Raw genomic sequence first — 20,081 nt, 5'->3', positions numbered from 1 at the left:
CGCAACCGAGCAAGGAAAAGGGAAGCCATGCTAGCATATGCCCCCCGCAAATCATGCTTTGCCGCGATCTGCAGGCCCATTGGCGCCAGCGCCGATACTTCTCCTGACACTTAATTTAGTGGGACAACAGGTACTCCGATGAGCACGACCTCTCTCGACAAGAGCAAGATCAAGTTCCTTCTTCTCGAAGGCGTCCACCAGAATGCAGTGGATACCCTGAAGGCGTCCGGTTACACCAACATCGAGTACCTCAAGACCGCGCTGTCCGGCGAGGAACTGAAGGCCAAGATCGCCGACGCGCACTTCATCGGCATCCGCTCGCGCACCCAGCTGACCGAAGAGATCTTCGATTGCGCGAAGAAACTGGTCGCCGTTGGCTGCTTCTGCATCGGCACCAACCAGGTCGACCTGAACGCCGCCCGCGAGCGCGGTATCGCCGTGTTCAACGCGCCGTACTCCAACACCCGCTCGGTCGCCGAGCTGGTGCTGGCCCAGGCCATCCTGCTGCTGCGCGGCATTCCCGAGAAGAACGCCTCCTGCCACCGTGGCGGCTGGATCAAGTCGGCAGCCAACTCCTTCGAAATCCGTGGCAAGAAGCTTGGCATCGTCGGTTACGGCTCCATCGGCACCCAGCTGTCGGTGCTCGCCGAAGCCCTGGGTATGCAGGTGTTCTTCTACGACGTGGTGACCAAACTGCCGCTGGGCAATGCGCAGCAGATCGGCAAGCTGCACGACCTGCTGGGTCAGTGCGACATCGTTTCCCTGCACGTGCCCGAGCTGGCATCCACCCAGTGGATGATCGGCGAGAAGGAAATTCGTGCCATGAAGAAGGGCGGCATCCTGATCAACGCCGCCCGCGGTACCGTGGTCGAGCTCGATCACCTGGCTGCCGCGATCAAGGACGAGCACCTGATCGGCGCCGCCATCGACGTGTTCCCGGTCGAGCCGAAGTCCAACGACGACGTGTTCGAAAGCCCGCTGCGAGGCCTGGATCGCGTGATCCTCACGCCGCACATCGGTGGCTCCACCGCCGAAGCCCAGGCGAACATCGGCCTGGAAGTGGCCGAGAAGCTGGTCAAGTACAGCGACAACGGCACCTCGGTATCCTCGGTCAACTTCCCGGAAGTGGCCCTGCCGGCACACGCGGGCAAGCACCGTCTGCTGCACATCCACGCCAACGTTCCGGGCGTGATGAGCGAGATCAACAAGGTGTTCGCCGACAACGGTATCAACATCTCCGGTCAGTACCTGCAGACCAACGAGAAGGTCGGTTACGTGGTCATCGACGTCGACGCCGAGTACTCGGATCTGGCGCTGGAAAAGCTGCAGCACGTCAACGGCACCATCCGTAGCCGCGTTCTGTTCTAAGAACCTAGCCGCATCAAGAAGGGAGGCCTCGGCCTCCCTTCTTCGTTTCTGGCACCCGTCAGAGCGGGCTATCACCGCGACGGCGGAACCAGCCGGTCAACGACAGTCGATCACGGCTGGCGGGCAGCACTTCGTGGGGCACATCGGCAGACAGGAAGACGACCAGGGTGCCGGCCTGAGGCCAGACATCACGCACTTCGCCATCGGCCAAGTACAGCCGCAACGCGCCGCCCTCCTCCGGTAACCAGTCTTCATTGAGATAAAGCACTGCGGAAACGGCTCGCCGATCCTCGTCGAGAAAGCGATCCAGGTGCTTGAGGTAGAAAGCCCCAGGCGGGTAGAAGGCGAAGTGGCTCTCGTAGTCGACCAATCCGAGGTAGAGGCTCTGATTGAGTGCAACACGCAGTTCGTCGAGCAGCTGCAAGTAACCATCACAGGCCGGAGACTGCCCGGCCTCGAGCCACTGGATATGATCGCCACGGGTGCCCTCACGCACCGCCACGGCGTTACCGCGGCCCGTGCCGGCAGGCGCCAGGGTGCCCTGGGAAATACGCTGGCGGCACTCTTCGGCCAGTTGCCGCGTCAGAGACTGAGGGGCGAACTGGGTTTGCAACGACCATCCGAATTCGGCAAGGTCATCGATGATGCGGCTCAGCAGCGAATCGGAAATGTCGGTCGTCATGACAAGATTCTACCCTGTGTCGACTACACCTCGACAAGCGTCACCTGGCTGCCGAAAATAGCTGCCCCAGACAGGAGTCCTTATGCGCACGTTGTGTTGTCTATTGTTGGTGCTCCTGAGCCTTCCCGCTCTGGCCGAGCCTCATGCCGAGCTGTACGAGAAAGCCGGCTGGCCGCAGCAACGTGCGCATTTCAGCGATGCCCTCAGCGCCGCTCAGGCACGCTACAGCAAGAGCCTGCCACCGGCGGTGTACCAGGCACTGGTGAGCAACAGCAACCAGCGCTTCGCTGCAAAGGCCATGGATGAACGGGCAGAGCGCAGCTTGCGCGAGAACCTGGCCGATCCGACCCCGGCCCTGCGCTTCTTCGAATCGCCGTTGGGCCGCAAGATCGTCGAAGCGGAGCTGCTCGCCACGCGTCCGGACCAATTGGCCAAGTACGCCGATGGCCTGCCGCTCAGCGAAGCGGATGCCACCCGCCGCCTGCTGATTCGCCACCTGGCGCAGGCCCTGCCGGCCAGCGAGGCGGGGGCGGAAATCAGCCTGGCTCTGGCAGGTGTCGCTGCCGACAGCCTGAGCCAGATGATTCCCGGCCTGCTCGGCGGTGGCACGGCTCAAGGCCTGCTCGACGGCCAGCGCCAGCGTCTGATGACGCAGATCGACAAAGACCTCGACAACACCCTGCTGCATGTCTACCGCACGTTATCCGACCCGGAACTGGAGGAGTTCGTCACGTTCGCCCAATCCAATGACGGCGCGGCTTACTACAAGGCTGCATTGGCCGCCGTACGCGCTGGCCTGGCAGTAGGTCAGTGAGCTCAGCTCAGTTGCTCGCCCAGATAATCGAAATAGCGCTGCCGTAACGGTGCAGCCTCGTTGGCCAGGTGATGGCGGGCTTCGGGCAGGCGAAAGATCCGCGGCGAACTGAACTTGCTCTCCAGCACGCCGAGATTGTGCCGCCAGTCCACCGTCATATCCGCCTCGCCCTGAATGATCAGCGGGCTGCGCGCACTGCGCTGGGCCTGCTCGATGCGCGGCACCCACTGGCTCAGCGCCCCGACCCAGACAGTTGGCACTACCTTGGGCTGCAAGGGATCGCGATTGCGCAGGAAATCGAGGAACTCCAGGTCACTGGAATTTTCGCTGAAGCGCCGTGGAATCTCCTGAACGAAACGGCGCAGCAGGCGATAGCTGAGTTGTGACCAGTTCCAGCGCCGCGGCCGTACCAGCGGCGCCAGCAGGATGGTTTCACCCACGGCACCCAGCGGCTTGTCGTTGAGCAGGTAGTCGATCAGGATCGCACCACCGGTGCTCTGCCCACACAGGTGCCAGGGCTCCGGCAGCCCCAGCGCACCAGCCTGCTGCAGGGCAGCACGCAGCACGGCCTGATACTCGGCGAAATCATTGATGCTGGCGCGCAGCCCACTGGACAACCCATGCCCGGGCAAGTCGACGGCGAGCACGGCGAACCCCATCTCCAGGCCCCACTGAATCACATGGCGATACAGGCCGCTGTGATCGTAATAGCCATGCAGGAGCAACAGGGTCGCGCGCGGCGCAACGGGCTGCCACAGCTGGGCGGCGATGCGATAATCGTCCACCGCGAACCAGCCCAGCCGCGTTTGCACCGCATCCTGCGGCACGAAGCCGTAGAACTGCCGGTAGACGAGCTCCGCCGGCGAAAGCGGCGCGGCGCTGGCCAGAGGACGCAGGCTGGCGACCAGGGATTGGGGCTCAAAGGTATCGGACATCAGGCTCATGACTCTTTTGACTCACAGCAGCGTCGCCCCAACGGGGCAACGGGTAGAGTAGCGATCTTCTGCCGCCGAGCGCCCCGTGGCAAGCCGGCATCGGCAGTTGCAGGCTCGGTGTACCTGGAAGCCGTCTCCCTCACCCAACGGAAGCTGTCATATGGCCCGTTCCCGACGCACCACCCTGCTCGCCTGCCTGGTCACCGTGACCTGGCTGGTCGCCATGGTCGTCGCCTTCTGGTGGTTCGAGGCGCGTTATCTGCGCCCGTTCAGTGATCGCACCGCCCTGTTCACGGGCAGCGAGCTGCGCCTGCCGGCAACACTGGCCGGGCCGGGCGAAATCCGCCTGGTGCATTTCTGGGATCCGGCATGCCCCTGCAACGTCGGCAATCAGCAACACCTCAGCGAGCTCACGGAGCGTTACTCGTCGCGCGGCGTGAGCTTCCACGTCGTACAGAAAGCGGGCACGGACGGACAGCTGCCGGCCAGCCTGAGCGCCCTGCAACCGCTCGATGGGTTGACGGGCAGCGACAACCTGCCAGCCAGCCCGGCCGTGGCGATCTGGGATCAGCGCGGCGAACTGGCCTATTTCGGCCCCTACAGCAGCGGTTTTACCTGCACCTCCGGCAACAGCTTCATCGAGCCCGTACTCGACGCGTTGCTCGATGGCCGGAAAGTCGTTGCGAACAACAATCTGGCCAGCGGCTGCTTCTGCGATTGGGTAAAACTGCGCTGAACGGCCATTGAATGGCATCGAACTTGCGATTCCTTCACTGTTCTGCCAAAACTTCTTGGCGCTGCAGCAATTGGAAGGGACACCATGCACAACAATTTCTATCGCCAGGCCGACCGCCTGATGCTTTGCGTAGTCTGGCTGATGACCCTGTACGCGCTCGGGCTGGCGTTCTGGCACGCGACCTGGGCGGCGGCACTGATCATCGGCGGCGGTACGGCCATCGCGCTCAGTGCGCTGTACGCCATGATCGGCGGCACCCGGCCCTATCGCTGCCTGATCGCGGTGGCATTCATGGTGCTGGCCGCGCTGCATATCCAGCAGAGTCATGGCATGGTCGAGATGCATTTCAGCGTATTCGTCCTGCTGGCGTTCCTGGTCTATTACCGCGACTGGCTGCCAATACTGCTGGCTGCCGGCACCATCGCCGTGCATCACCTGAGCTTCTTCGCCCTGCAGCAGAACGGCAGCGGCGTGTTCCTCCTGCAAGCCGGCGCTGGCTGGCCCGTGGTGTTCATCCACGCCGCCTATGTGATCGCCGAGACCATCATCCTGCTCGTGCTGGCTCGCCACAGCGCCCGTGAAGCGGCGGCAGGCGAAGACCTGCAACGCACCTCCGCGCACCTGCTGCGCGATGGCGAACCTGTCGACCTGGCGTACCGCAGCACCTCCAGCGACCGCCTGGCGCAACGCTTCAATCGCTTTCTGGCACTGCTCGACAACCTGGTCAGCCGGGTCGTCGGCGCAGGCGATGAACTGCGCAGTACCAGCCAGCACCTCAGCCAGTCCACCCTCGAGCTGAACAAGTGCGCCGAGGATCTGCTCAACGCCACTGCGCAGATGGGTGGTGCCATCGAGCAGATGACTCTGGCCGTGGGCGAGGTCTCCAACAGCGCTGAACAGGCGGCGCAAACCGCACGCCTGGCCGATCGCGATGCCGCAGCGGGCGCCTCGGCGATCACCGATACGCAGAGCGAGATCCAGAGCCTGGCCCGGCAGATCGACGGCAGCAGCAGCGTGGTGCAGGAACTGGCCGACGAAGCCAGAGCCATCGACAAGGTACTGGAGGTGATTCGCTCGGTGGCCGAGCAGACCAACCTGCTGGCTCTCAACGCCGCCATCGAAGCCGCCCGCGCTGGCGAGCAGGGCCGCGGCTTCGCGGTAGTGGCCGATGAGGTACGACAGCTCGCACAACGTACCCAGCAGGCCACCGGCGAGATTCAGGGCATGATCGCCCGCCTGCAGCAGGGCTCGACCAACGCGGTGAATGCGATGGCCGAAAGTCATGCTGGCGTGGCCCGCTGCGTTGGCCATACCCAGCGCACCGTGGCCCTGCTGGACAACGTGCACCGCTCCATCGAGGCCATTCAGGCTATCGGCGTTTCCACGCGCGAGCAGTTGGCGGCTACCGCCGAAGTGGCACGCCTGATCGAACAGGTTCGTCAGGTCGCCGGAGACACTGCACGTGACGCGGGCGAGGTGGCTGGTGACAGCCAGCGCCTGGCCTCGCTGGCCGAGCACCTCAATGGCCTTTGCGACCAGTTTCACGTCAGCCAGAACCGCGCGACGCCTTAGGGTCTGTTGACGTTTCACGCACAGCCGCGCCGGAGTCGGTTTTACCGATAGGCAAGGCACGAGCCGCGAAGTTTGGCTGGCCAAATGAGTCGGCGAGAAACGCAGCATCGCGGCAAAGCGGGACCGGCCCTGCGGGTTGCGCGGGGAGTTTCTCCGTGCGTCGCTGGAGGACCTGAAAAGGCAAGGCGCGGACGGCTAGTCCATTCCCTGTGTACTCTGCCTCTCCTGGCGAAATTTCTCGCGGCAACGCGGCTCGCGTTGAAACGTCAGTAGACCCTGGTTGCGGCCGGCGCCGATTGCTCGCAGCATGGGCGCCCTCGGAACAAGGATGTGAGCATGAAACGCCTATTTATCACCCTGGCTGCACTCATGCTGGCAGTGACTGGCGCAGGAGCCTGGTACCTGCACGGCAAGCAGCCACTGCGTGAGGGCCAACTGACCCTGCAGCGTTTGAGCGCGCCCGTCGAGGTGCGCTATGACGAGCGCGGCGTGCCGCATATCGAAGCGCAGAACGAGGCCGACCTGTACCGCGCCCTGGGCTTCGTGCAGGCCCAGGATCGCCTGTTCCAGATGGAGATGCTACGCCGCCTGGCGCGCGGTGAACTGGCAGAAATTCTCGGCGCCAAACTGTTGCCCACCGACCGCCTGTTCCGCAGCCTCGAAATCCGTGCGAGGGCCGACCAGCAGGCCGCCCTGCTGGATGCCGACAGCCCCCACGCCAAGGCACTCGCCGCCTATCTCGATGGCATCAACCAGTATCAGGACAGCCGCCCGGCGCCCCTGGAGTTCGACCTGCTGGGTATCGAGAAGCGCCCTTTCACGGCCGCCGACACCCTGTCCATCGCCGGTTACCTGGCCTACAGCTTCGCCGCAGCGCTGCGCAGCGAACCGCTGCTGACCCACATTCGCGACGAGCTCGGCAGCGACTACCTGAAAATCTTCGATATCGACTGGCACCCCGAAGGCGTGCTCGACGCCTCCCTCGGGAAGAACGACTGGCAGGCGCTCGAGCGCCTCGCCCAGCTCAGCCAGCAGGCCCTGATCGACAACGGCCTGCCACAGTTCGAGGGCAGCAATGCCTGGGCGGTATCGGGTTCGCGCACCGCCAGTGGCAAGCCCCTGCTGGCCGGCGACCCGCATATTCGCTTCTCCGCACCGTCGGTGTGGTACGAGGCGCACCTCAAGTACCCGGGCTTCGAGCTGTACGGCCATCACCAGCCGGCGACCCCGGTGGCGTTTCTCGGCCACAACCGCGACTTCGCCTGGAGCCTGACCATGTTCCAGAACGACGACATGGACCTGATCGCCGAACGGGTCAACCCGGACGATCCCGAGCAGGTCTGGTACCAGGGCCGCTGGGTCGCTCTGCAGCGTCGCCAGGAGACCATTCAGGTCAAGGATGCCGAGCCGGTAACCCTGGCGTTGCGCCGCTCTCCCCACGGCCCGATCATCAACGATGCCCTGGGAGATGCCGATGGCACGACACCGATCGCCATGTGGTGGGCCTTCCTGGAAACCGAGAACCCGCTGCTCGACGCCTTCTACCGCCTGAACCGCGCCGACACCCTCGAAAAGGGCCGCGCCGCTGCAGAGCGCATACACGCTCCAGGCCTCAACCTGGTCTGGGCCAACGCCAGCGGTGACATCGCCTGGTGGGCCGCGGCGAAACTGCCTGAACGACCTGCCGGGGTGAATCCGGCGTTCATTCTCGACGGCGGCAGCGACGCGGCGGACAAACCCGGCTTCCAGCCCTTCAGCGCCAACCCTCAGGAGGAGAACCCGGCGCGCGGGTATATCGTTTCAGCCAATTTCCAGCCGCTTTCGGCCAGTGGCCTGGAGATTCCCGGCTACTACAACCCGCCGGAACGCGGCCAGCGCCTGAATCGGCACCTGGCCGACCCGGCTATACGCTGGGATCTGCACAACAGCCAGGCCCTGCAACTGGAGACCGGCACCGATTACGGCCCGCGGCTGCTGGCGCCGATCCTCGACGACTTGCGCGCAGCGGCAGCGGACGAGCCCGAACGGGAACTGGTCGAAACCCTGGCCACCTGGAAGGGCGATCATCCGCTGGATTCAGTGGCCGCCACCCTGTTCAACCAGTTCATCTTCGAGCTGAGCCGCTTGGCCATGGCCGAGAGGCTGGGCCAGGCCTCCTTCGAGCGATTGCTGTCGACGCGCATGATCGACAGTGCGTTGCCGCGCCTCACCGCCGACCCGCAATCGCCCTGGTGGGCACGTGCCGACGGCCAATCCCGCAGCCGCGCCGACGCAGTGGCCGATGCCTGGCGCGCGACCCTGCAGCACCTGCGAGCGACCCTTGGCGAGAATCCCGGGCAATGGCACTGGGGGCCGGCACACACGCTCACCCATCAGCATCCGCTCGGCGTGCAATGGCCACTGGACGCGCTACTCAACATCGGTCCGTTGGCTGCGCCCGGTGGCCATGAAACGCCGAACAACCTGTCGCACCGCATCGCCAGCGCGCCCTGGCAGGTAGGCCACGGCCCCTCCACGCGGCGCCTGATCGATATGGCCGATGCCAGCCACAGCCTGGGCATCAACCCGCTCGGCCAGAGCGGCGTGCCCTTCGATCACTACTACAGCGACCAGGCGCAGCGCTTCATCGACGGCGCCTACGTACCACAGCACCTGAGCGACGAGGACGTCGTCGCCAATACCCGCAGCACGCTGACCTTGCAGCCCGCCCCCTGACCGCCTGGCAGGCAAATCACGGGCATGAAAAAGCCCGCCATGAGGCAGGCTTTTTCAACAACAGGGTCGCCGATCAATTACTTGATCTTGGCTTCCTTGTAGTTCACGTGCTTGCGTGCGACAGGGTCGAATTTCTTGATTTCGAGCTTGTCGGGGGTGGTGCGTTTGTTCTTGTCGGTGGTGTAGAAGTGGCCGGTACCGGCACTGGACACCAAACGGATCAGTTCGCGCATGATAGCTCCTTAAACCTTTTCGCCACGAGCACGAAGCTCGGCCAGGACTACGTCAATACCACGTTTGTCGATGATGCGCATACCTTTAGCGGTAAGACGCAGACGAACGAAACGGTTCTCAGACTCGACCCAGAAGCGGTGATGCTGCAGGTTCGGCAGGAAACGACGACGGGTTTTGTTGTTGGCGTGGGAAATGTTATTCCCGGTTACCGGACCCTTACCGGTAACTTGACAGACTCTCGACATACCTCAGCCCTCTAAAACCACATGCCCAACCCGGCATGGGTTGGCCGCTTAATCTCTGTTTTTCGGCGCTGGGCGCCGCGTTTCTTCAGGGTCTTACCGGCGATAGATCGCAATCAAGCAACCGGGCCCCTAGAAAAGAGCGCTGCTTTATACCAGAAAGCCCCCACAGCAACAAGCACGACCACACTTTAAATACGCGGCTCGCCGTGCGCCGGCCCGGCGATGCGGGCTCGCCCGGCAATGACCATTCGTCGCGACGATACGTTGTTCCCCTCCGACTTATCGCTTAGTGTCTGTTCACGCGTCAACGCGACCCACCCCAGTCAGCGTTTTCCATTCGACGGCCCGCCGGATGCGCGCCGCCCCGCTCAGGAGTTCCCCATGCGTCTCGCCCTTTTGCCGCTGCTCATCGCCCCGCTGTCCGCCCAGGCCGCTACGCTCAGCGTCTGTACCGAAGCCAGCCCGGACGGGTTCGACGTGGTGCAGTACAACTCCCTGACCACCACCAACGCGTCGGCCGACGTGCTGATGAACCGCCTGGTCGATTTCGATGCCGCCAGCGGCAAGCTGGTACCGAGCCTGGCCAGCAAATGGGAGGTTTCCCAGGACGGCCTCGTCTACACCTTTACCCTGCGCAACGACGTGCAGTTCCACCGCACCGACTACTTCAAGCCCAGCCGTCCACTGGAAGCCGACGACGTGCTGTTCAGCTTCCAGCGCATGCTCGATCCCGCCCAGCCCTGGCACAAGGTAGCCACCAGCGGCTATCCCCACGCCCAATCCATGCAGTGGCCGGAGCTGGTCAAGGCGGTCGAGAAGGTCGACGCCCACCAGGTGCGTATTACCCTCAACAAACCGGACGCGACCTTCCTCGCCACGCTGAGCATGGGCTTCGCCTCCATCTACTCGGCCGAATACGCGGACCAGCTGTTCAAGGCCGAAACCCCCGAGAAGCTCAACAGCCAGCCCATCGGCACCGGGCCTTTCGTGTTCAGGCGCTTCCAGAAGGACGCCGCCGTCCGTTATGTCGCCAACGCGGATTACTTCGCCGGCAAACCGAATGTCGACGCACTGGTCTTTGCCATCACCCCGGATGCCAACGTGCGCCTGCAGAAGCTGCGCCGTGGCGAATGCCATATCGCCCTGTCGCCCAAGCCGCTGGACGTCGAAGCCGCCACCAAGGACGCCAACCTCGGCAGCGTGAAAACCGCGGCCTTCATGACCGCCTTCGTCGGCATCAACAGCCAGCACCCGCCACTGGACAAGCCTGCCGTGCGCCAGGCCATCAACCTGGCCTTCGACAAGACTAGCTACCTGAAGGCGGTATTCGAAAACAGCGCGGAACCCGCCAACGGCCCTTACCCACCGAACACCTGGGGCTACGCCAGCGATCTGCCGGGCTATGCCCATGACCCGCAGAAAGCCCGCGAACTGCTGAAAGAAGCCGGGCTGGCCGACGGCTTCAGCACCACCATCTGGACGCGGCCATCGGGCAGCGTGCTCAACCCCAACCCCAGCCTGGGCGCGCAACTGCTGCAGGCCGACCTGGCCGAGGTCGGTATCAAGGCGCAAATCCGCGTGATCGAGTGGGGCGAACTGATTCGTCGCGCCAAGGCCGGCGAGCACGATCTGCTGTTCATGGGCTGGGCCGGTGACAACGGTGATCCGGACAACTTCCTGACCCCGCAGTTTTCCTGCGCGTCGGTGGAGTCCGGCCTGAACTTCGCCCGCTACTGCGACGCCAAGCTCGACAAGCTGATCGCCGACGGCAAGGCCATCAGCGACCAGGCAAAACGCGCCGCGCTATATAAAGATGCTCAGGCGATCATCCAGCAGCAGGCGCTGTGGCTGCCCCTGGCACATCCGACGGCCTACGCCCTCATCCGCAAGGATGTCGAGGGCTACAGCGTCAGCCCGTTCGGCCGCCAGGATTTCTCCAAGGTCAGCGTGAAGCCCTGACACCCCATGCATTGCCTGCTGCCTGCCCGCTCTGGCGCTGGGCAGGTCGCAGGCAGTTGTCACAGTCATGACACACGCCTGCCCCACCCTGTCCGTTCTCTACAGACGGGGATCGCTCGGCCATGCGCTTCGATTGCAAACTGCTAGCCACCACACTCTGCTGCGTCCCACTCCTCTGCCACGGGCAGGACACGGGCACCGCCTACCCGGCGATACTGGCCGGCCACGCCGTGCTGCCGGCAGCCAGTTTCGTGACCCCGCCGGCTGATGCACCGGCCGATTTCGCGGTCAGCGGCAAATTCTCCGATGGCCAGCGCAGCGAGAAAATCGGCAGCGTGGAGGGGATGTCGGCCAATCGCCCCACCGGCATGTCGCTGCCTTTTCAGGGTCAGCCGCTGCAGGGCCATTCCGGTATCAAGCACATGCCTGACGGCAGCTTCTGGGTACTGACCGACAACGGTTTCGGCACCAAGGCCAATTCGGCCGACGCGATGCTCTACCTCAACCACTACGACGTCGACTTCCAGTCAGGCGAATTCAAGCGCCTGGCAACGGTATTTCTCAGCGACCCGGACAAGAAGGTACCGTTTCGCATCGTTCATGAAGGCTCGAAAGCGCGCTACCTGTCGGGCGCCGATTTCGACCCCGAGAGTTTTCAGTTCGTGGGTGATGCAATCTGGATCGGTGACGAGTTCGGCCCCTATGTGATCAAGGCCGATTTGCAGGGCCGGGTGCAGAAGGTCTTCGACGTGGAGGTAGCGGGCAAACCGCTGCGCTCGCCAGACAACCCCGCGGTCAAATTGCCTGGCTGGCCTGCCGAGCCGATGAATGTCGAGGTACGGCGCTCCAAGGGCCTGGAGGGCATGGCAGCCTCGAGCGACGGCAGCAAACTCTACGCCCTGCTCGAAGGCCCCCTGTGGGATGCCGCCAGCAACGGCGCCGAGCAGCAGGATGGCAAGAACGTGTTGCGCATGGTCGAGTTCGATGTGCAGCGCGAGGCCTGGACCGGGCGCCACTGGCTGTACGCCCTGGAGCAGCCCGGCCACGCCATCGGCGACTTCAACATGATCGATGCCGCCAGCGGGCTGATCATCGAGCGCGACAATGGCGAAGGTACCGCCGACAAGGCCTGCCCTGCCGGTGAAAAAGGCAGCACCTGCTTCTCCGACATCGCCCGCTTCAAGCGCGTCTACAAGGTGGCGTTCGACGACGGCAACGTCGGCCAGCCCGTGCGCAAGGTCGGCCATATCGACCTGCTCGCGATTCAGGACCCCAAGGGCATCGCCCGCAAGCCCTTGAACGACGGCGTGCTGACCTTTCCGTTCTTCACCATCGAGAACGTCGACATCGTCGATGACACGCACATCGTCGTCGGCAACGACAACAACCTGCCGTTCTCCAGCAGCCGTGAGCCCAACCAGGCCGATGACAACGAACTGGTTCTGCTCGAGGCAGGTGAGCTGCTGCGCGCCCGCTGAGCGGCGACGGCCGCGCCGGCTACATCCAGCCGTGCTCGGCCATCGACAACGGCTCGCCATCGCCCACGATGAAATGGTCGAGGATGCGCACTTCGACCAGGGCGAGCGCCTCCTTCAATCGCTGGGTCAGCACCTTGTCGGCCTGACTCGGCTCCGCGACGCCGGACGGGTGATTGTGCGTGAGGATCAGCGCCGCGGCATTGTGCGCCAGCGCGCGCTTGACCACCTGCCGCGGGTAAACGCTGGCACTGTCGATGGAGCCCTGGAACAGCGCCTCGAACGCCAGCACGCGATGCTTGGCATCGAGAAACAGGCAGCCAAACACCTCGTGGGGCTCGTGGCGCAACAGTGCCTTGAGGTAATCCCGCACCGCCTGGGGGCTTTCCAGCGCCGAATCACGCCGGAGCTGCTCGGCCAGATGCCGGCGGGCCATTTCCAGCACCGCCTGCAGCTGCGCGAACTTGGCAGGCCCGAGCCCGAGGCGTTGACTGAAGGACGCCAGGTCAGCCTGCAACAACGCCCGCAGGCTGCCGAAATCGGCGAGCAGGTGCCGCGCCAGATCCACCGCACTCTGCCCCGCCACGCCGGTGCGCAGGAAGATCGCCAGCAACTCGGCGTCGGTCAGGCTGGCCGCCCCCTGGGCCAGCAACTTCTCCCGCGGGCGCTCTGCCGCGGGCCACTCACGAATACTCATCGAGACACTCCCTGTCCATTCGAATCGGCATCACCTGCCGCTGGCGAAATCCTCGCCCGGCACGCCACTGCTCCCCTGCTGCCGCTGTGCTATCGTAGCCCGGTTTTTCGCGGGGTGCCGGGGCTGGGGAGGCGCCGGCATCCTGCGTCTGTAACTCCATACGACAAAGGCAGAGTTATGCAGCGGCTGTATCGCAAACGCATCATCCTTGGCGTGGGTGGCGGCATCGCGGCGTACAAGAGCGCCGAGCTGGTACGCCGACTCAAGGACCAGGGCGCCGAAGTGCGCGTGGTCATGACCCAGGGTGGTCGCGAGTTCATCACCCCGCTGACCCTGCAGGCGCTATCCGGTCACCCGGTGCATCAGGACCTGCTCGATCCGGCTGCAGAAGCCGCCATGGGCCATATCGAACTGGCGCGCTGGGCCGATCTGGTGCTGATCGCTCCAGCGACCGCCGACCTCATGGCGCGCCTGGCACAGGGCGTGGCCGACGACCTGCTGACGACACTGGTGCTCGCCACCGACGCCCCGGTAGCCTTGGCGCCGGCGATGAATCAGGCCATGTGGCGCGACCCGGCCACCCAGGCCAATAGCGCCTTGCTGCGCGCGCGCGGCCTGCGCCTGTTCGGGCCGGCATCCGGCAGCCAGGCCTGTGGCGACGTGGGCCTGGGGCGCATGCTCGAAGCCGATGACCTGGCGCATCTCGCCGCCGACTGCTTCGAACACCTCGCTCTGACCGGCAAGCACGTGCTGATCACTGCCGGCCCGACCCAGGAAAACATCGACCCGGTGCGCTACATCACCAACCACAGCTCCGGCAAGATGGGCTTCGCCCTCGCCGAGGCCGCCGTGGAGGCCGGTGCCAAGGTCACGCTGATCAGCGGTCCGGTGCACCTCGCGACACCGGATCGGGTCAACCGCATCGACGTGGTCAGCGCCCGTGACATGCTCGCCGCCTGCGAAGCGGCGATGCCCTGCGATATCCTCATCGCAGCGGCCGCGGTCGCCGACTACCGCCCGGAAGTTGTCGCTCAGCACAAATTGAAGAAAGACCCGAACAGCGGTGACGGCCTGCTGTTGCAGATGGTCCGCAACCCGGACATTCTCGCCACTCTGGCACACCGTGACGACCGCCCCTTCAGCGTCGGCTTCGCCGCCGAGACCGAGAATCTGCTGGAGTACGCCTCGCGCAAACTCAAGGACAAGAACCTCGATCTGATCGTCGCCAACGACGTGGCCAACCCCAGCATCGGTTTCAACAGTGAAGACAACGCGATCACCATCATCGATCGCGAGCTCCACCAGAGCAGCTTCGCGCAGACCAGCAAGGGCAAGATCGCCCGGCAACTGGTGAGCTTCATCGCTGCGCACCAGCGCAAACCCTGACATTCATCAGCACGGAAAACCTGAGCGCCCCATGCACGCCTTACAAGCCAAGATTCTCGACCCACGCCTCGGTAACGACTTCCCAATGCCGGCCTATGCCACGCCGGGTTCGGCAGGCCTCGATCTGCGTGCCATGCTCAAGGAAGACCTGACCCTGGAACCGGGGCAGACCGTATTGATCCCCACGGGTCTGGCGATCCACGTTGCCGACCCTGGCCTGGCGGCGCTGATCCTGCCGCGTTCGGGCCTGGGCCACAAACACGGCATCGTGCTCGGCAACCTGGTCGGCCTGATCGACTCCGACTACCAGGGCGAACTGATGGTGTCGTGCTGGAACCGCGGCAACAGCGCCTTCAAGATGGCGATTGGCGAACGCATCGCTCAGTTGGTGCTGGTGCCCGTCGTGCAAGCGCGCTTCGAGGTCGTCGAGGACTTCGACGACAGCGAGCGCGGCACCGGTGGTTTCGGCCACTCCGGCAGCCACTGAAGCAGACCCAATCGCCAGGAGACGTCTGATGAAAGGCTTCAAACGCGCGCCCAAGGAAGAACGCTCCGGCGATTCGCAAGGTAACGCCCAGTCGAAACCCAAGGCCACTGCCGACCTGTTGCCCGGCGCCCTGGCCGCCACCCTCGGCGCAGTATTGGCCGGTGCGCTGCTATGGTTCACCGCGGTCAGCCCGGCCCAGCAGGTGCAGCAGCAACAGCTGACCCGCGCCTGGGGCGAGAGCCAGGCAGCCAGCCTGCAGCAGGCGCTCAAGCAGCTCAGCGCCGATACCATCGCAGCGGCACGCAACCCGGCACTCTCACAAGCGCTGCAGAGCGGCGATGCGCAGCAGCTGAGCAACGCCGAAAACGGCCTGCGCTACTGGAACGGCGTGGTCGACGCCCAGCTCAACCTCACCGGCCAGGCCGTGCCGGACAGCAGCCGCAGCGCGCCGATGAACTTCGCCGCGCTGGACATGCTGCGCCGCCTCGAGGGCGGTCAGGCACCGGCCGTGGAGGCCTATCGGGTAGGCGATCGCTGGCTGGCCTACAGCGTTGCCCCCGTGCGCCAGGACGACGCCCAGCCGATGCTCGGCACCCTGCTGTTGGCGGTGGACATAAATCGCGTGCTTGCCAACCTGCCAGCGCTGCCCGCCGATGTCGGACAGATCCAGTTGGTGCAGCGCTTCGACGGCGGCGCCCCACAGGTCCTCACCCAGCGTGGCCAGGCCGATGGCAGCGCCCAGACATTCGCCACCGGCAACCCACACTGGACGCTGAACTTCACGCCAGCCTCCAGCCTCGGTGCGACCGGCCTGTCGCCGACGCTCCTGGTACTGGCGCTGCTGGTTGCCCTGGCTGGTGCGCTGGCCGGGCTTTATCTGGTCAATCGGCGCTTGCTGCAGCGTCTGGACAGTGACACGTCGCAATTGACCCAACTGGTTAAAGAACTCTCCGCGGGCAAAGCCGTCAAAGCCTTCAGCTTGAGCCTGCCCGCCCTGCATGACCTGGCACAAAGCCTGAGCCGACTCCCCCGTCGCGCCCAGGAGTCCGTGGCCGTACGCCCGGACGTCACAGCCAGTCAGCAACCCAGTAGTAGCGTCGCGGCCAAGCCGGCGGATTTCGTAAATCCGCTGTTTCAAGACACCGATATCCTCGATATCGACATTCTCGACGACGACCAGGATCTCCTGGGACTGGAGCAGACCCCGATCATGACCGCGCCGCAAGCCCCGAAACTCCCAGCAGACATCTTCCGAGCCTATGACATCCGCGGCGTGGTAGGCGCTGGCCTGACCCCGGAAACCGCGTACTGGATCGGCCGCGCCATCGGCTCGCAGAGCATCGCCGAAGGCGAGCCCAACGTCTCCGTTGGCCGTGACGGCCGCCTGTCCGGCCCAACGCTGGTACAGCAGTTGATCCAGGGTCTGGTCGACAGCGGCTGCCAGGTCAGTGACGTCGGCATGGTGCCGACGCCTGTGGTGTATTACGCCGCCCACGTGCTGGCCGGCAAATCCGCGGTGATGCTCACCGGCAGCCACAACCCGCCGGACTACAACGGCTTCAAGATCGTCATCGCTGGCGATACCCTGGCCAACGAGCAGATCCAGGCACTCAAGACGCGCATCGACACCAATGACCTGCTCAGCGGTGAAGGCAGCGTGGAGGCGGTCGATCTGCTGCCACGCTATCTGGAACAGATACGCAGCGACATCGCCATGGCCAAGCCGCTGCGCGTGGTGGTCGACTGTGGCAACGGTGCGGCAGGCGTGATCGCCCCGCAGCTGATCGAAGCCCTGGGCTGCAAGGTGATTCCGCTGTTCTGCGACGTCGACGGCAACTTCCCCAATCACCATCCGGACCCGGGCAAACCCGAGAACCTCGTCGACCTGATCGCCAAGGTCAAGGAAGAGAACGCTGACATCGGCCTGGCCTTCGACGGCGATGGCGACCGTGTCGGTGTGGTCACCAACACGGGCGCGATCGTCTACCCGGACCGTCTGCTGATGCTGTTCGCCAAGGACGTGGTCTCGCGCAACCCTGGCGCCGACATCATCTTCGACGTCAAATGCACCCGCCGCCTGACCCCGCTGATCAGCGGCTACGGTGGTCGTCCGGTGATGTGGAAGACCGGCCATTCGCTGATCAAGAAGAAGATGAAGGAAACCGGTGCCCTGCTGGCCGGCGAAATGAGCGGCCACGTGTTCTTCAAGGAGCGCTGGTTCGGTTTCGACGACGGCATTTACGCCGCGGCCCGTTTGCTGGAGATTCTCAGCCAGGACAAGCGCACTGCCGAACAGGTATTCGCCGCGTTTCCTGACGACGTGTCGACCCCGGAGATCAACATCCAGGTCACTGAGCAGACCAAGTTCCCCATCGTCGAGCGCCTGCAGCGTGAAGGCCAGTGGGGCGAAGGCAGTGTGACCAACCTCGATGGTGTGCGCGTCGACTACCCGAAAGGCTGGGGCCTGGTGCGTGCGTCCAATACCACGCCGGTTCTGGTGCTGCGCTTCGAAGCGGAGAACCAGGCCGAACTGGAGCGGATTCAGGAGCTGTTCCGCACGCAGATGCACCTTGTCGCACCCGATGTAAAATTACCGTTCTGATCCGCCCAGCACTGGAGCCCCTGCATGACCCTAGAGCGTGATGCCGCCACCAACGTCGCCAAGGTTCTGTCCGAAGCACTGCCGTACATTCGCCGCTTCGTTGGCAAGACCCTGGTGATCAAATACGGCGGCAACGCCATGGAAAGCGACGAGCTGAAGACCGGCTTCGCTCGCGACATCGTGCTGATGAAGGCCGTAGGCATCAACCCGGTGGTGGTTCACGGCGGTGGCCCGCAGATCGGTGATCTGCTCAAGCGCCTGTCCATCGAGAGCCACTTCGTCGACGGCATGCGGGTGACCGACGCACAGACCATGGACGTGGTGGAGATGGTGCTCGGCGGCAAGGTCAACAAGGACATCGTCAATCTGATCAACAGCCATGGCGGCAGCGCCATCGGCCTGACCGGCAAGGATGCCGAGCTGATCCGCGCCAAGAAGCTCACCGTCAGCCGCCAGACGCCGGAGATGACCCAGCCGGAAATCATCGATATCGGCCATGTCGGTGAAGTCACCGGGGTCAATGTCGAGCTGCTGAACATGCTGGTCAAGGGCAACTTCATCCCGGTTATCGCGCCAATCGGCGTGGGTCCGGACGGCGAGTCCTACAACATCAACGCCGATCTGGTGGCCGGCAAGGTCGCCGAGGCGCTGAAGGCCGAGAAACTGATGTTGCTGACCAACATCGCTGGCTTGATGGACAAGCAGGGCGAGGTACTCACCGGCCTGACCACCGAGCAGGTGGACGGGCTGATCGCCGACGGCACCATCTACGGCGGCATGCTGCCGAAGATTCGCTGCGCACTGGAAGCGGTGCAAGGCGGCGTGACCACCGCGCACATCGTCGACGGTCGCGTACCCAATGCCGTGCTGCTGGAAATCTTCACCGACACCGGTGTGGGCACCCTGATCAGCAACCGCAAACGTCACTGATCGCTCTGCGCAGCACAACAACGCCGGCTATCAGCCGGCGTTGTTGTTTGCGTAGGGTGCAGCATTCAACGAATCGCGTAGATGTCCTTCTCGTTGGCTTCGGCGTACTCGTACAGGCGCGCCAGGTAGGCCTTCTGCTGCTCCCAGACTTTCTGCGCAGCAGGGTCGGCGGCAGCGGTGGCATCGACCACACCGGCAGAGACCTCCTTGAGCTTGGCGAGCACGTCATCCGGCAGGCGGCGCACGTCTACACCGGCCTGTTTCAGCTGCTCCATGGACTCCATGTTCTTGGCGTTGTAGTCGTCGAGCATGTCGCCGTTGACGTCGCGAGCAGCGGCGCGAACGATGGCCTGCAGATCGGCCGGCAGGGTTTCCCAAGCCTTGATATTGATATCCAGTTCGAAGGTGACGTTCGGCTCCTGCCAACCCGGTGTGTAGTAATACTTGGCCGCCTTGTGCAAGCCCAGCGCCTGGTCGTTGTACGGCCCGATCCATTCGGTGGCGTCGATGGTGCCGGTCTGCAGGGCGGTGAAGATCTCGCCTGCCGGCATGTTGACCACGGTACCGCCGACCTTGGTGAGCACTTCGCCGCCGAGGCCTGGAGTGCGCATCTTCAGACCCTTGAGGTCATCGACCGAATTGATTTCCTTGTTGAACCAGCCGGCGGTCTGCACACCAGTTGCGCCACAGGCCATCGGCAGCACGCCGTGAGGCTTGTAGACCTCTTCCCACAACTGCATGCCACCGCCATAGTGCAGCCAGGCATTCATTTCCTGGGCATTGGGACCGAATGGCAGTGCACAGAAGAATTGGGCAGCGGGTACTTTGCCCTTCCAGTAGTAAGGCGCGCCGTGGCCCATTTCGGCAGTGCCGCGCGAGACCGCGTCGAACACTTCGAGAGCCGGTACCAGCTCACCGGCCGCGTAGACCTTGATCTTCAGGCGGCCATTGCTCATCTGCTCGACCAGCTTGGCGAAGCGCTCGGCGCCCACGCCTACACCCGGAAAGTTCTTCGGCCAGGAGGTGACCATCTTCCAGTTGAAGTTCCTGGTTTCGGCGACCGGCTGGGACGAGTCGGCCGCACCGGCTTCCTCCTTGCACCCGACCAATGCACCTGCGGCAATGCCGACACCAGCAGCAGCCAGTATTTGGCGACGTTTCATAGGTAGCTCCTTGTTGTTGTAATACTTACCTTCGGGCCGTTCCAGCCTCGATAACACAGTGGCGATCCGCCAACCGCCCCG

The 20,081-nt window shown here is 64.1% G+C and carries 17 protein-coding genes; 11 read left to right on the top strand and 6 right to left on the bottom strand.

The genetic code is table 11. The features are described from left to right. The first annotated feature begins 138 nt into the window (after positions 1-138). Entirely contained in the window at positions 139-1,368 is a 1,230-nt protein-coding gene (serA, locus tag QRN22_RS05940) for a phosphoglycerate dehydrogenase (protein ID WP_042553575.1), read from the top strand. Positions 1,369-1,426: 58 nt separating this feature from the next. Here serA and QRN22_RS05935 read toward each other — a convergent pair whose 3' ends face one another. Continuing rightward, positions 1,427-2,050, bottom strand: a complete 624-nt coding sequence (locus tag QRN22_RS05935) for a 2OG-Fe(II) oxygenase (protein WP_042553576.1) — start codon at positions 2,048-2,050, stop codon at positions 1,427-1,429. Between the two features lie 82 nt (positions 2,051-2,132). On the opposite strand from QRN22_RS05935, the gene QRN22_RS05930 reads away from it, so the two are divergent. Beyond that, on the top strand, positions 2,133-2,864 hold the full coding sequence (locus QRN22_RS05930; protein ID WP_042553577.1) for a DUF2059 domain-containing protein: 732 nt from the start codon (positions 2,133-2,135) through the stop codon (positions 2,862-2,864). A gap of 2 nt (positions 2,865-2,866) precedes the next feature. On the opposite strand, the gene bipL is transcribed toward QRN22_RS05930, so the two are convergent. Next, on the bottom strand, positions 2,867-3,799 hold the full coding sequence (gene bipL / locus QRN22_RS05925; RefSeq protein ID WP_042553652.1) for a phospholipase BipL: 933 nt from the start codon (positions 3,797-3,799) through the stop codon (positions 2,867-2,869). Between the two features lie 160 nt (positions 3,800-3,959). Here bipL and QRN22_RS05920 point away from each other — a divergent pair, with 160 nt between their 5' ends. The 3 genes from QRN22_RS05920 (at position 3,960) to QRN22_RS05910 (ending at position 8,822) form a co-directional block, all read left to right on the top strand. After that, on the top strand, positions 3,960-4,535 hold the full coding sequence (locus QRN22_RS05920; protein ID WP_042553578.1) for a DUF6436 domain-containing protein: 576 nt from the start codon (positions 3,960-3,962) through the stop codon (positions 4,533-4,535). 84 nt (positions 4,536-4,619) lie between these two features. After that, the gene (locus QRN22_RS05915; protein WP_042553579.1) at positions 4,620-6,107 is read left to right on the top strand and encodes a methyl-accepting chemotaxis protein; all 1,488 of its coding nucleotides are present in this window, start codon (positions 4,620-4,622) and stop codon (positions 6,105-6,107) included. Between the two features lie 336 nt (positions 6,108-6,443). Then, positions 6,444-8,822, top strand: coding sequence for a penicillin acylase family protein (locus tag QRN22_RS05910; protein ID WP_042553580.1), 2,379 nt, complete (start codon positions 6,444-6,446; stop codon positions 8,820-8,822). Positions 8,823-8,899: 77 nt separating this feature from the next. On the opposite strand, the gene rpmG is transcribed toward QRN22_RS05910, so the two are convergent. Next, entirely contained in the window at positions 8,900-9,055 is a 156-nt protein-coding gene (gene rpmG, locus QRN22_RS05905; RefSeq protein ID WP_042553581.1) for a 50S ribosomal protein L33, read from the bottom strand. A gap of 9 nt (positions 9,056-9,064) precedes the next feature. After that, on the bottom strand, positions 9,065-9,301 hold the full coding sequence (rpmB, locus tag QRN22_RS05900; protein ID WP_042553582.1) for a 50S ribosomal protein L28: 237 nt from the start codon (positions 9,299-9,301) through the stop codon (positions 9,065-9,067). A 381-nt stretch (positions 9,302-9,682) separates the two neighbouring features. Between rpmB and QRN22_RS05895 the strand changes: the two genes are divergently transcribed. Both QRN22_RS05895 and QRN22_RS05890 read left to right on the top strand, forming a co-directional pair. After that, the gene (locus QRN22_RS05895) at positions 9,683-11,260 is read left to right on the top strand and encodes an ABC transporter substrate-binding protein (protein ID WP_042553583.1); all 1,578 of its coding nucleotides are present in this window, start codon (positions 9,683-9,685) and stop codon (positions 11,258-11,260) included. Positions 11,261-11,382: 122 nt separating this feature from the next. Next, on the top strand, positions 11,383-12,738 hold the full coding sequence (locus tag QRN22_RS05890) for an esterase-like activity of phytase family protein (RefSeq protein WP_082045769.1): 1,356 nt from the start codon (positions 11,383-11,385) through the stop codon (positions 12,736-12,738). 19 nt (positions 12,739-12,757) lie between these two features. On the opposite strand, the gene radC is transcribed toward QRN22_RS05890, so the two are convergent. Next, a complete protein-coding gene (gene radC, locus QRN22_RS05885) occupies positions 12,758-13,432 on the bottom strand; it encodes a RadC family protein (RefSeq protein ID WP_042553584.1) in 675 nt (224 codons plus the stop codon). 177 nt (positions 13,433-13,609) lie between these two features. Here radC and coaBC point away from each other — a divergent pair, with 177 nt between their 5' ends. From coaBC to argB, 4 genes are all read left to right on the top strand, one after another. Further along, positions 13,610-14,818, top strand: a complete 1,209-nt coding sequence (gene coaBC, locus QRN22_RS05880; protein ID WP_042553585.1) for a bifunctional phosphopantothenoylcysteine decarboxylase/phosphopantothenate--cysteine ligase CoaBC — start codon at positions 13,610-13,612, stop codon at positions 14,816-14,818. A gap of 31 nt (positions 14,819-14,849) precedes the next feature. Next, entirely contained in the window at positions 14,850-15,305 is a 456-nt protein-coding gene (gene dut / locus QRN22_RS05875) for a dUTP diphosphatase (RefSeq protein WP_042553586.1), read from the top strand. Positions 15,306-16,515: 1,210 nt separating this feature from the next. Next, positions 16,516-17,907: a phosphomannomutase/phosphoglucomutase gene (gene algC, locus QRN22_RS05870; RefSeq protein ID WP_197077010.1), complete on the top strand. Its 1,392-nt coding sequence runs from the start codon at positions 16,516-16,518 to the stop codon at positions 17,905-17,907. Positions 17,908-17,931: 24 nt separating this feature from the next. Further along, entirely contained in the window at positions 17,932-18,837 is a 906-nt protein-coding gene (argB, locus tag QRN22_RS05865; RefSeq protein WP_042553588.1) for an acetylglutamate kinase, read from the top strand. Positions 18,838-18,902: 65 nt separating this feature from the next. Here the strand turns inward: argB and QRN22_RS05860 are convergent, their stop codons facing one another. Next, a complete protein-coding gene (locus QRN22_RS05860; protein ID WP_042553589.1) occupies positions 18,903-20,000 on the bottom strand; it encodes a TRAP transporter substrate-binding protein in 1,098 nt (365 codons plus the stop codon). Between the last annotated feature and the right edge of the window lie 81 nt (positions 20,001-20,081).

This window comes from Pseudomonas sp. MEJ086 (assembly GCF_030209025.1).
In the GTDB taxonomy this organism is placed as follows: domain Bacteria; phylum Pseudomonadota; class Gammaproteobacteria; order Pseudomonadales; family Pseudomonadaceae; genus Aquipseudomonas; species Aquipseudomonas fulva_A.
The sequence above is the reverse complement of the archived record's forward strand: the minus strand, read 5'-3'. Positions and strand labels throughout refer to the sequence as shown.